The organism is Sphingobacterium sp. UBA7631, from assembly GCF_002483935.1.
Taxonomy (GTDB): domain Bacteria; phylum Bacteroidota; class Bacteroidia; order Sphingobacteriales; family Sphingobacteriaceae; genus Sphingobacterium; species Sphingobacterium multivorum.
The window spans coordinates 209,804-223,392 of record NZ_DLIX01000002.1; the positions used below are offsets into that span (position 1 = coordinate 209,804).

Consider the following 13,589-nt stretch of genomic DNA (forward strand, 5'->3'; position numbering starts at 1 on the left):
AGGTTTTGTTATAACTCGATTTTTAGATGTTTAGAATCATTATAAATTAACTATAATTTCCATATGAAAAAATAATAGAATGGCATGTTAATGTTTTCTTATAACATTGTTAATGTTTTGTTAATTATGGTTCGTTCCGTATAAAATTCTGTCTAAAAATTGTTTGATGACTTTTTATTCTATAATGCTTCTTTTGTAACAATTTGTAAAATTGTGAACTTATTCTTGCGGTATTTCCTGCTATCAATAGATTATGTTAAAAAACTTGTAAAAGCAACTTTGGCTTTCTATATTTGACACCGCTAATAAAAATCGCACTAACTATTATTGACTGTAAATTATTGAAGAGAAGATATTTTACAGCTGAGTATTTTTCAAAATGACCGACTCTACATCTACCTGGTCTATTTTCTATTAATATTTTCAACTGTTATTTTTAAAACAGTGTTAAACTTTTTTCGCGTTTTGCTGTTTGAGCTATATGTGCTTAAGCAATTTTGTTAATGGATATAAAAATATATCAATATATAGGATTAGAAAAATAATAAAATTAACTAACTAAAACATGAAACAAACATTACTAAGTTTTCTTGTTGGCGGTATGATCTTGACTTCGGTTGCATTCGCTCAAGAAAAAAAGATTAGTGGTCGTGTTACATCTGCTGATGGTAAAGCAATACCGGGGGTTACAGTAGTCGTACAAGGTACTAATCTAGCTACACAGACAGATACTGAGGGTAATTACACAATAAACGTGCCCACGGGAAAAGTTATCGTATTCCGTTCAGTTGGTTTCGATGAAAAAACCATTATTGTTAATAACAATAGTTCGGTGTTCAATGTCTCTTTAGCAAATCATGACAATGCATTAGAAGAAGTTGTTGTGACAGCTAATGCGATCAAAAGGGAGAAGCGCACATTGGGTTATTCGGCTCCAACATTAAACAATGAAGAGCTCCGTTCGGGACAAAATTCCAGCGCTTTAAACTCTTTGGCTGGAAAGGTAGCGGGTGTGAACATTACATCTACATCAAATGCTCCCGGGAGTTCATCTCGTGTTGTTTTGCGGGGAGGTTCTTCTATTTCTGGGAATAACCAGGCATTAATCGTAATCGACGGGGTACCAATCGATAACTCGAGCGTTATTGGTGGAGGTGGTTCACTTTCGAGCGTTGATTTTGGTAATCGTGGAAACGACATCAATCCTGATGATATTGCGTCTATGACTGTATTAAAAGGCCCAGCTGCAGCAGCATTGTACGGCTCACGCGCTTCCAATGGCGCATTGATTATTACAACTAAGTCGGGTAAAAAAGGTGGTGGAAAGACAGATATCACGTTCAATTCAACGAATACATTTTCGTCTATCCTAAAATTGCCTGATCTACAAAATGAATATGGACAGGGGTATTCTGGGTACAATAAAGCTGGAGATCTAGTTTTTGTCAATGATCCAAAAGAAAACTGGTCATGGGGAGCTCCGTTTACGGGAAAAGATCAAGAGTGGGGACAGGCTATTAATGGTGTGAGACAGGTTAAACCTTATTCGGCAGTAAAGAATAACATTCGTGATTTTTTCAACACGGGATTTGCAACGGATAATAACCTAGGTTTTTCAGGTGGAAGTGAGAAGTCGACCTTCTATTTGGGATTAAATTCATTGAATTCAAATGGTGTTTACCCTGGGAACAAAGACACTTTTAATAAATATGGTGTAAGATTTAACGGACAAACAGAGTTCTCGAATAAATTTTATGCTGGAATTTCTGCTAATTATAGCCAGATAAATTCCAATAATGTTGCCGGTGGTCAAGGGGGAGCTTCCGTATATAACAACTTGTTGCAGACTCCAAGGGATATTCCTGTTACCAGTCTTAAAGATCTGAACAATCCTTACAATTCATATGGATATATAGATGCGAATGGCTTGGCTCACAGTAATGAATATGGTTACTATGGTGCATATACAAGAAATCCATACTGGGTACTTCAAAATTACAATAACTACGATAATGTAAATCGTATCATGGGTAATTTTAATGTTGGATATAAACCATTTGAGTGGTTGGATTTTAAAGAACGCGTCGGTGTGGATCATTACACGGATCGTAGACGTTCGGAATCACCAAAGTATAGTTTTACTCCGATTGACAAGACATCAGGTAACTATTCTAAAGGAAATGACCTAATCAATAACGGAGAATATCGTATCGATGAATTTAATGTAACTGAAATTATTCATGATTTTATGGTCACAGGGACACATAAATTTAACGAGGATTTCCAAGGTTCATTGATGTTAGGTAATAATATTCGTCAGCGAAATACATCGAACTCAAGAATTGCGACAAATGAAAGTGGTGGTCTGGTTCAACCTGGATTATATAATCTTGCCAATTCAAATGGACCGTTGAATTTGATTGAGGATTCATGGGCAAAACGTCGTTTAGTTGGAGTCTACGCCGATTTAAACTTGTCATATAAAAATTTCGTGTACTTACAGGCTACTGCCCGTAACGATTGGTCATCAACATTACCTAAGAAAAATAATTCTTTCTTCTATCCAAGTGTTAGTGGTTCATTTGTGTTCTCTGAATTATTAAGTCCAGAAATTAAGAAGGTTTTATCTTACGGAAAGTTACGTGCTAACTATGCAAAAGTAGGTTCGGATACTGACCCATATCAGTTACTAACTATTTTTTCAAGGGGTGAGATAAATGGTGGATTTGGTAGCACAACATTTCCTTTCGGTAACGTTTCAGCATTTATGTCGGGAACTGATCTTGGGAACGCTAATTTGAAGCCAGAAATTACAACTTCAGCTGAGATCGGTACAGAGTTGGGCTTTTTTCAAAATCGCTTGACTGTGGATTTTTCATATTATAGCAATAATTCAAAAAATCAAATCCTAGCTATTCCAATCGCAAATTCTACAGGTTATCTATTTAATGTCGTTAATGCTGGTAAAATTAAAAATAGTGGTGTTGAATTGGCTTTAAGAGGTACTCCTATAAAAACGGAAGATTTTAGCTGGGAATTGATGGGAACATTCACTAAAAACAATAACAAAGTTGTTGAATTGATGGATGGAATAGATCAGGTAACTTTGGGTGGTTTTTCCGGAATGTCAATTGTTGCCGCAAAAGGTCATCCTTATGGTGAGTTTTATGCCGTTACAAATGCTAAAGATGCAGAAGGTAGAACGATTGTGGATAAAGAAACCGGTCTACCGATTCCAACATCAGAAGCACAATATTTAGGAAGTTACAATCCCAAATTCCAGGCTTCTTTGGGAACAACTATTAATTACAAAAATTGGTCTTTGGGTGCATTGTTTGATATGAAACACGGTGGCGTATTCTATTCGCGTACGAAAGATATTATGGCTTTCAACGGCACGTCAACGGAAACTGGTGGTGCTCGTTTTGGTCAAATCTTCCCGAATTCTGTGTACTTAGATGATAAAGGAAATAGTGTTGTAAATACGATTGCAACGTACGATAAAGTGGATTATTATCCATATTTAGAGGCAGGTATGAATGTTGTGGACGCTTCTTATGTGAAATTACGCAATCTTACTATTTCTTATAAATTTAAGAAAGAGCAATTGAAAAATACACCATTTGGCGATGTTACGGTTGGACTATTTGGAAACAACTTGTTTATCTGGACGCCGAGCGAGAACAAATATGCCGATCCAGAAGTAAATTCTTCAGGAGCTGGAAATGCACAAGGTTTCGATTATACGGCTCAACCTTCATTACGTAATTATGGTGTAAATGTGAAGGTTTCCTTCTAAATTTTAAAGAATATCAAAATGAACAAGAATATTAAAAAGTTTGTTTTTGCTGCATTATTAGGAACTGTAGCATTTACGAGTTGCAATAAATATTTGGATGTAAACGAAAATCCAAATAATCCAGAAAAAGTGGAACCGAATTTATTGCTACCTACGGTTGAAGCAGGACTAAGCCAAATAGTTGGTAATCAGCTACAGGTTTATGGTGGACTATGGGCGCAATATTGGACACAAAGCCCTTCTTCATCGCAATATCAAGTTATCGATCAATATAACCTTAAGACAACAAATACTGATCGTGTTTGGGCTACAATTTATAGAAGTACTTTAAATAATGCTGAGATAATTATTAACTCCGAAAAAGGAGTCAATAATTATACAATTGGTATGGCTTATTTATTGAAAGCATATACATTGCAGGTTGCGACAGATGCATTTGGAGATATTCCACTTAACGATGCACTGCAAGGGGCGTCAAATCTTAATCCTAAATATCAAACTCAAAAAGAAGTTTACACGGCTATCTTTGAAAATATAGATAAAGGTATTGAGTTGTTAAAAGGATCTTTGGGCACTTCTCCAGGAGAGCAGGACATGTTTTTTAACGGTGACAATGATGAGTGGATTAAATTTGCTAATACGCTAAAATTGAGAGGATATCTTCGTATTTCAAGTGTAGATGCTGCAACTGCTCAGGCAGGCATTAAAGCATTATACGCTACAAATCCTACCTTTGTTGATGGGGATGTCTCTATAGCTTTTACCACGACGGGTGGTAACCAAAATCCTTTCTACACCGAAACTGTAGGTTTGGATTATGTTCAGAATGTTGTCGCAAGTGGGACGTCTGTTCAAGCAATGAAAGGAATAAGTGATGATCGCTTATTTAAACTTTATGATAAATTGAGTGGTCAAGATACTATTGCTTACCTTCTTCAAGGTGATTTTAGAGGACAAAATACAAAGCTTGTTTCACCTCCGTCAGCGTTGACTGGTGCAAACGCAAGGTCAACCATCTCAGCTGTTGCTCCAGTTAAAATTTTCTCTAAAACAGAAAGTTTGTTTTTGCAGGCTGAAGCTGTTTCAAAAGGATGGGCTGCTGGAGATGCTAAAACATTGTATGAAGATGCCATTAGAGCATCCTTTAGTGGACTTGGCTTAAATGCTTCAACTTACCTTGCTAATTCGTCTGTAACGTTTCCTGTTGGGAAGAGTAAGGAAGAACAATTGAAGGCAATTATTACACAGAAATATTTTGCATTAAATGGTTTTCAGAATTTTGAAGCGTGGACCGAATACCGTAGAACTGGATATCCAGATTTCTTGATTCAATCTAAAGCTTCAATTATCGGAGCTGGACAAATGCCTCAGCGTTTATTGTATCCAAATAGTGAATTGACATCAAATTCAAACTATCCCGGTACAAAGATTATTACTGAACGTGTGTGGTGGGATGTTAAATAATCCATTGGACTGACTTTTTATGAGCGGCAATTTCGAAAGAAATTGCTGCTTTTTTTTGAGATATATTGTGGGAAAAGCTACATTTTCTCCTTGTTAGCGCAATTATATTTATGTAAAGATCGATTTCAGTTTTAATTATGCTTGTTTTGACAGGAGCCAATATGGAAGCTTTTTCTTCTAAAGCAAGGGGCATATCGCTTATTAGCGATACAATAGTGAATTATTTTTATAAATCAGGAAATTTAGTTAGAATAAAACTTGCGTCTCACTTTTATAAATGTATTTCCTTGATATTATTCGCGCCAACCAATTGTTAATTACTCCTAAAAGAAGCTATCATAGGATCACTATGTTAGAAAATATGCGAATATTATTAAGAAGTAACTTTTTACCGTCCCAAGCAGGTTCGGGTGAGTGATATCACTTATACCGGAGAATGAGAAAGCCCTTTTTATCTGAATTTCATTACAGACGCTATTCGAAGAAGATTGCTGGCTTTTGAGGTATGGGGAATCATATAGTACATCACATGTTTTAAAATGGTATAAAAGTAAAGAAAAACAAACCAACCATTAATCCATCATTCCGACAAAGGGATACAATATAATGTAGAGGGAATATCAATATTACGTAACCAAGTGGCACGTCAGGTGTTGTATGACGGAAAACTGTGATCCTTAACAAAATACCATCACTGAACGGGCCAACGGTATACTGAAGCAAGAGCTCATGACTCATACCTACCATTTAGATCGGCATTTGATAAAGCAGATTGCAGCAGAAGTAATCGATAGTTATAATAATGACAGACTATCACATTGGTCAAATCATATACTAACTCCAAATCAGATGCATATGTACTCAGGACTTACAAAATTAGACAGTAGTAACCTATCGGATACCACTGTCTAATTTTAAGTGTTTTTAATCACTGAAATCTGTATCTATTTTTCAGGACTGGTAAAATATTTAAAATTATCATCAATCCTAATATTGAGGATTAATTTCTTGCGAATTGTCTTGAATCTGTAGATAGCTCAATGAGCAGGAATTTTTGGACCTAGCAAGCCAAAAATCTTACTTACATTATAACTTTGCATCATTCGTTTAAGTTATTGGACCACCACCATTGGTAGGTATAACCGTAAAGTTGTAAAATATATCTTCGGACGTGCCACATGAGTTTGTTATTCTTAGCCGCATTTTGCATTGGTAGGGAATCGTTCCCTGATGACTTTTTACATGAACTATTACGGTTTTTCCAGTATTACCATTCGGAAAAGTTATCCTACTTGATCCAATGATATGCCACTCATATGTCGCTCCAGGAATATCTTTGTCAACCCCGAAAGTTGCATCTTGAATTCCTACTCCTTTAGGTGCGGTTATGTCTCCATCTCCGTATATGACAAGCGTCGGTGTTCCAACAATAATCTCTTTCTCAACAGTTTTTCCATTGGAAGTTGATTTCAACTTAACAAAACCGCTGGCCGTACCAGTTCTAGTTATTTTCCATTGGCTTTCGCTTAATTTTGATAATAGTGCAATATTGGTAGCATCTACCAATGTTACAGTACCTGGATTAATAATAGAATAATTCGCTTCATCACAAATGGAACTAGGACCGTTTATTGAAGGCAACGGAGCAGAAATTGTTATAGGATATATCTTATCATGTTTAAACCACTCTCTTCCAAATGTAACTTCTGGAGCCCAGCCAGCTTTTTCTTGATTTGGAATTCCCACAGCGGGATTAAAATAATATTTATATCGAAGCACAATAGTTGTACCTTCGAATGGTTGATAACCCGTTGTTTGTCCTCTATTTATTGTTAGTTTAAAATCCTTATAAGTTGAATTGTTATAAACAACTCCACCAACAGTAAAATCTGACCGGTTGAAACTTGGCCCATCTGCTGAAGCAATCACTTGGTCACCACTCATAACTGCGATACTAGTTTTAATATCACTGAAATAAGGCTTATACATTCCGCTTACAGTTATTCCAAATGATCCTTTTATATCAAGCGTAGTAAGTGTGTAATCAAATGGGATTACAATTTTATTGTTTAAAACTGCAGGATTAGTGACTGTAAAATTATTTGGATAAAGTGCGTTTCCTGAATCATCACCCTGTGACTTTGCTAAAAATACAAAACACATTAAAATTAAAATGGTTAAGGCTTTTTTCATTTTGCAAGATTTTTCTTTAGTTCTTTCAAATCTTCCATAAACGGTTCTATTTTATGAATGTGCTCTATGTTTTTATATCTGAATCCTAAACTGTCCTTTACAAAAGTTAGATCATCCTTAGGAAGACCAACCAAAATACTAAATAGTTTTTTGGTTTCTTCAATACTGAATCTTTCGTTTTTTAACACAAAACTGTCCTGGTCAGGCTCAGCAGCCTGCTCTTTCTTACACGCGCCAAAGCCTAGCCCTAGCAGCGCAATAAATAATAAATATCTTTTCACTTGGTAATATAATTAGCGTGTAAGATAAATAATTTTACTTTTAAGTGTGTATTGAAGGTTGCGTTCTACACAAAAGTGTAGTGCAATAATCTGTTATACTGCTTTAATATTATTATCATTAAGCTATCTCTTACGGTATCGTTTCAGATGCAATAATATTCTATGACATCTATAGTTTAATTGAAAGTTGTGGTTAATGGAATTTATTTGGTTTTTTCTGTAGTTCTCGATTAAAAATGGCTGATAATGGCGTTTTCTTGCCAGTTTTTCAAAATATAACTCCGATCAAGGAGCAAGGCATTTTTTTCTTAAAAATGAATTTTGAAAATAAGACTTTGCCGAATGACAGAAAGTCAACACTCCACTTGAAAAAATATCGAAGCCAGATTCTCGGGGCTTTTTATAAAGATATCTTCTTAGTACGCTTCAAGTACTAAGTCCAGCTAAGGTAAAAATTAAGCAAATGCAGGAGCTACGATGTCTATCATCCCTATAAGATTCCCATTTCCACAAACAACTACTTTGTATAATCCGAATGCAAAAAAATATTCCAATAGATGTAGCGGTTTGGTGGGTATGTAATCATGCAAATGCTGGTCTTGGAAGGAAGATAATCTTTCCGAACCTAGTGAAATATTTTAAGTTCTCAAGAGGATTAAACTTCTTGAGAGCTTTTTCATTTTTATGTATTTCATTGGATTTGATTGTTTTTTAACTTTTTCTTGATATTTCTGACATAAAAAGGATAGCTGAGCTAAACTCAAAAAAGGATCTTCCTAATCTGTTCCTTTTAAGTTTCTTTTTGTAAGATAAGGCTCCGCACGTTGGGAAATAATTACATTTTGTTACGTTTGTGTTTGAAAATAATATCTTAATTATCAATAGTTTGTGATGTGTTGTAAAATAAATGTTATCACAAAGTTATGCTTGCATTGCAAAAGATAAAAAAAGTTATAAATTTGTATTTAACATTTTTTAACAGCTGAAACAGCACGATTAAAAGATGTATGACTAACTAACATAGCATATAATAATTATTGAGAAGTAAAAAAATTGCTAGCCAAGCTGCTTTATTGCCAAGAATTTAAATAAACATACTTAATTAAACATAAACATATGAAACACAAACTACTCAGTTTTTTATTGGGTGGTGCTATCCTAACTTCGGTAGCATTCGCCCAAGAAAAGAAGGTTAGTGGAAGAGTGACAGGTACAAATGGCGAGGGGTTGCCAGGCGTTACTATTGTTATTCAAGGCACTAACCAAGCCACACAAACCGACGCAAACGGTAACTATTCTATTAATGTTCCTACTGGAAAAATTTTAGTCTTTCGCTCTGTAGGCTATTCAGACAAAACAATTACCGTTGCACAAGGTTCAAGTTTATATAACGTACAACTGAATGACAATGCTTCTGTTCTTGATGAAGTCGTAGTAACTGGTGCGGGTCTTCAGGCTAGTCGTCGTTCTATTGGTGTTACCCAAACAACTATTAAAGCAGATGATCTACAAAAGGCAAAACCGACAAACATCGTGACCGGCCTTACTGGAAAAGTTGCGGGTCTAACAGTACAAGGAGTTGGTAGTGGTGTAAATCCCAATTACCGCGTAGTATTGAGGGGAATGCGCTCTTTAACGGGTAATAACCAAGCCTTAATTGTTATTGATAATATCATTTCTCCTTCAGCTATGCTGGGTAATCTAAACCCTGATGATGTGGAAGATATCACCGTACTGAATGGTGCTTCTGCTGCTGCGCTTTATGGATCACAAGCATCAAATGGTGCCTTGATCATAAAAACGAAAAAAGGTGCTGCTTCCCAAGGCCTAGAAGTGACAATCGATAACACAACAACTTTTGAAAATTCGGTTTTTTTACCTAAGATGCAGAAGTTATTCGGGTCTGGTGCGGATAAATATGTTCAGATTTACACACCTTATGAAAACCAACAATATGGACCTAAATTTGACGGTTCAAATGTGTTAATTGGCGATCCGCTCCAAGATGGAAGCACGCAATATACACCATATTCTTATAGCGGTGATAAAGATAAATTCTGGGAAACCGGCGTTACTAATATGACCAACTTGTCTGTTGCATCAAAGCTCGATAAAAGCTCATTCCGTTTTTCTGGTCAGTATTTAAATTCTACAGGTACGGTTCCTGGAGATAAATACACAAGAGCTTCAGCTCGCGTAAATGGGGCTAGAGAATTAAGTGATAAGTTGAATATTTCGTATTCTTCTTACTATGCACAAAATCGATATGATCAGACATCAGCGAATTCTTCCATTTATGATGCAGTTTTGAATCAACCTGGACAAATCCCTTTATTAAGTTATAAAGACTGGAAAAATAATCCGTTTGCTGACCCTAGCGGTTATTACAATGCTTATTATAATAACCCATATTTTGTGGCTGCTAATAATCGTCAGAATATCCGTAATGACTATTTTATGGGGAACATTGACTTAAGTTTCAAACCATTACAATGGTTAGATTTTACAGGCCGTGTTGGTATGACAACTGCCAATCAGTCTTATAAATATACGACGGGTAAATATTCATTTACACCTTATGCAGCAGGGCTTCATGGTTCCTATAAGGCTAATAATATTACGGGTAATGTTACAGATGCATTTAACTATACTACAAATATAGCAACAGACTTTATTTCCCATGCGACACATACCAATGGTGATTTCAAGTTTGATTATACTTTACTCTTCCAATTTTTACAAAATCAATATTCAGGTATGAACGCCTCTGTAAGTGGCTTGGTCATTCCTGATATTTATAATCTTGGGAACTCATTGAACAATCCAAGCGCGGGTCAATCTTCATACCTCGCCCGTACATTTGGTTTATCTGGAAAAGTGGATGTTGCGTACAAAAATTATCTTTACTTGAGTCTGACTGGACGTAATGACTGGGTTTCTATTCTTGATCCAGATCATAGATCGTTCTTTTATCCAGGTGTAGCATTATCTTTTGTAGCGACTGATGCTATTGACGGATTGAAAGATTTTGAACCATTAAATTTCTTGAAGCTGATTGCTAACTGGTCAAAAGTGGGACAAGTTAACGTAGGTAGTACTTCTACATTTGGAGCTTATGCAACTGTTCCAACTTTCAGCCAAGGCTCAGGATATCCATATAATGGCGTCGGCGGTTTTACAATCGGAAATCAGATTGTTCAGCCTGGATTAAAGCCTGAAATGACTCGCTCAATTGAGTTGGGCTTTGAGTCACAATGGTGGAATAATCGGATAACTGCAAATGCAACCTATTTTAACAATAGAACAACAGATAATACCGTTCCAGCTATCATCTCATGGGCAACTGGATACAGCAATTACCTGGTCAATGCAGGTATTACAACTGGTAAGGGGATTGAATCTAAATTGACGGTTACACCGATCAGAACACAGGATTGGGATTTAACGGTAGGCGGTAACTTTACCTATATTGATAATAGAGTAGAGGCAGTAGGAGCAGGTCTAACACAATTGGCTTTGGGAACATATGGAGGAAGTACTGGATCATACGCAATTGCAGGAGAGAAGTTTCCAGTGATCATGGGTTATGGTTATAACAGAGACCCTCAAGGACGGATTATTGTAGATAAAAATACGGGGTATCCAACAAAAACAGAAAGCTTGATCAATATGGGGCCTGCAATGCCTACGCACACACTTGGGTTGAATCTTAGCTTATCTTGGAAAGACCTGACGTTCTATACGAGTGCTGAATACCGCACTGGAAATTATATCTATCATAGAGGAGCAAGCACTTTTGATTTTTCTGGATCAGGAATCAATACTGTCGGTTATGATAGAGAGCGTTTTGTTATCCCTAATTCATCTTATTGGGATGATGCAACACAATCTTATGTCGCTAACACGAATATAACAGTGTATGATGGCGGTTCAGATTATTGGACAATGGGAACCGGAAGAAGGGATATTGATGAAACTTATGTGACTTCGGCAGCTTTCTGGAAGATTCGTGAAATGTCAGTAACCTATAACATTCCTAAAAGTTGGTTAGCTGGACAAAAAGTAATTAAAAGAGCTCGAGTAAGTGCGCAAGGTCGTAACTTATTCTTATGGACTCCAGCAACGAACGTTTACACCGATCCAGAATACTCTGACGGAAATGGTTCTTCAAACGGAAATGCGATTGGTTTAACTGGTTTGAGCCAAACCCCACCATCGAGATACCTTGGATTCTCTGTTAGTTTAACTTTTTAATCTTACTACAAATGAAACGAAATATTAAATATATAATGTTGGGATTGGTAGCTGCACTTTGTACACAAGGTTTACAATCCTGTAATAAAGCGTTAGATATAAATACTAACCCAAATTCACCGACTTATTCTACACCTGAATTGGTGTTACCGCAAGCTATGGTCGCTACAGCTCAGCAAGTTCCAGGTTTTAATACCTATGGAGCACGCTTTGTAGGATACTATGCGACATCTGGTGGGGTCTCGGGTTGGGGAGATATCCTGACATACGATTATGCAACAAGTGCGTTCGGTGGTTTATGGAGCGGGGTTTATAATACACTTACGGATTTGGATTATGTTGTTAAAAATACCTCCGGAAACGCGGGTTATCAGGATTTAAATCAAGCTGCCGTAGTGTTGATGGCCTACAACTATGCTAATTTAGTAGATACCTACAATGACATTCCTTATTCTGAAGCACTGCAAGGAGCAGCATTCTTAACACCGAAATACGATAAAGCAAGTGATATTTATGTCGATTTGGCTAAAAAGCTCGATGGAGCGGTGGCGTATTTTAAGGCAAATGCTTCTTCTGATGTATTTAAAAAATCGGATATCATTTTCAAAGGAGATAATACCTCTTGGGCTAAATTTGCTAATACACTTAAATTAAGGTTGGTATTGCGTGCAGGCAGTAAAGCGGCGTTTGCAAATAAGACGATAGATCCTATTGGTGTAATTACAGATGATGTGATTGTACAACCTGGATTTACTAAAATTGCGGGAAAACAGAATCCAATGTGGAATACCTGGGCATATGGTGCTGATGGTGCTGCTGTAGGTACATGGGGAACGCAATTTATCCCTACACCATTTGTAATGGCTTTTTTTGATGGATCTAAATTAAGTGATGAAGCACGTGCGAACTTGTTTTTTGCCAATGGTATTTCAACAAACGTAAACCAGTTGGGAAATACAAACAATCCGCCAGTGGGAATCTCTCCTTCTGCTTGGGTTATGAAACCAGCCTCAGGAACAATCAGTGCAACAAACTATAGAGGTTATGGTGTTATTAAAGGACCATCTGCAGGTCAACCTTTAATGCTTGGTGCAGAAGGTAATTTTCTTGGTGCAGAAGCTGTCGTTGAAGGATTACTTTCAGGTGATGCGAAAACATTTTTTGAAAACGGAATTAAAGCTTCTTTCACTTATTTAAATAAAAATGAGTCCGATGTTGTATCAAATGGTGCAAATGCGGCTACTTATTTGACAAGTTACGTGTCTGCCAATGCAGGTAAATACCTGGCAGACTGGTCTGCAGCACAAACAAAAGACCAAAAATTAGAGGCTATTGTGACACAGAAATATATAGCAATGAACTTCTTATTTGGGCACGAGGCGTATAATGAATACCGTAGAATTGGTTATCCGAAAATTGCAGGTGGAAATGTGATTGGTAATGGTAAGTTGAACTTTATTTCTACTGAGTCACGCTCGACCGCTCCTGATAAAAATCTTGCTAGGCTACCTTATCCAGCAAGTGAGTTCAGTTATAACGGTGCAAATATCCCGACGGTGAATAAATACACTGATAAATTGTTTTGGGCAAAATAAATT

The 13,589-nt window shown here is 36.5% G+C and carries 6 protein-coding genes; 4 read left to right on the plus strand and 2 right to left on the minus strand.

Annotation, left to right across the window (positions count from 1 at the left end; genetic code table 11):
• The first annotated feature begins 565 nt into the window (after window positions 1-565).
• Window positions 566-3,799 (plus strand): SusC/RagA family TonB-linked outer membrane protein, encoded by a 3,234-nt coding sequence (locus B3P16_RS01135; RefSeq protein ID WP_286752469.1) that lies wholly within the window; start codon window positions 566-568, stop codon window positions 3,797-3,799.
• 18 nt (window positions 3,800-3,817) lie between these two features.
• Window positions 3,818-5,263: a SusD/RagB family nutrient-binding outer membrane lipoprotein gene (locus B3P16_RS01140; RefSeq protein ID WP_286752470.1), complete on the plus strand. Its 1,446-nt coding sequence runs from the start codon at window positions 3,818-3,820 to the stop codon at window positions 5,261-5,263.
• A 1,107-nt stretch (window positions 5,264-6,370) separates the two neighbouring features.
• On the opposite strand, the gene B3P16_RS01145 is transcribed toward B3P16_RS01140, so the two are convergent.
• Window positions 6,371-7,456: a hypothetical protein gene (locus tag B3P16_RS01145; RefSeq protein ID WP_286752471.1), complete on the minus strand. Its 1,086-nt coding sequence runs from the start codon at window positions 7,454-7,456 to the stop codon at window positions 6,371-6,373.
• The gene (locus B3P16_RS01150; protein WP_286752472.1) at window positions 7,453-7,737 is read right to left on the minus strand and encodes a hypothetical protein; all 285 of its coding nucleotides are present in this window, start codon (window positions 7,735-7,737) and stop codon (window positions 7,453-7,455) included. Before B3P16_RS01150 ends, B3P16_RS01145 begins: the two co-directional genes overlap by 4 nt.
• Window positions 7,738-8,853: 1,116 nt before the next feature.
• Between B3P16_RS01150 and B3P16_RS01155 the strand changes: the two genes are divergently transcribed.
• A complete protein-coding gene (locus B3P16_RS01155) occupies window positions 8,854-11,991 on the plus strand; it encodes a SusC/RagA family TonB-linked outer membrane protein (protein WP_159332775.1) in 3,138 nt (1,045 codons plus the stop codon).
• Between the two features lie 11 nt (window positions 11,992-12,002).
• Window positions 12,003-13,586, plus strand: coding sequence for a SusD/RagB family nutrient-binding outer membrane lipoprotein (locus tag B3P16_RS01160; RefSeq protein ID WP_159729811.1), 1,584 nt, complete (start codon window positions 12,003-12,005; stop codon window positions 13,584-13,586).
• The last annotated feature ends 3 nt before the right edge of the window (window positions 13,587-13,589 follow it).

What these genes read in the sequence shown, in the direction of transcription:
- B3P16_RS01135 (WP_286752469.1), top strand. Translation starts at nt 566, where the DNA reads ATGAAACAAACATTACTAAGTTTTCTTGTTGGCGGTATGATCTTGACT.
- B3P16_RS01140 (WP_286752470.1), top strand. Translation starts at nt 3,818, where the DNA reads ATGAACAAGAATATTAAAAAGTTTGTTTTTGCTGCATTATTAGGAACT.
- B3P16_RS01145 (WP_286752471.1), bottom strand. Translation starts at nt 7,456, where the DNA reads ATGAAAAAAGCCTTAACCATTTTAATTTTAATGTGTTTTGTATTTTTA.
- B3P16_RS01155 (WP_159332775.1), top strand. Translation starts at nt 8,854, where the DNA reads ATGAAACACAAACTACTCAGTTTTTTATTGGGTGGTGCTATCCTAACT.
- B3P16_RS01160 (WP_159729811.1), top strand. Translation starts at nt 12,003, where the DNA reads ATGAAACGAAATATTAAATATATAATGTTGGGATTGGTAGCTGCACTT.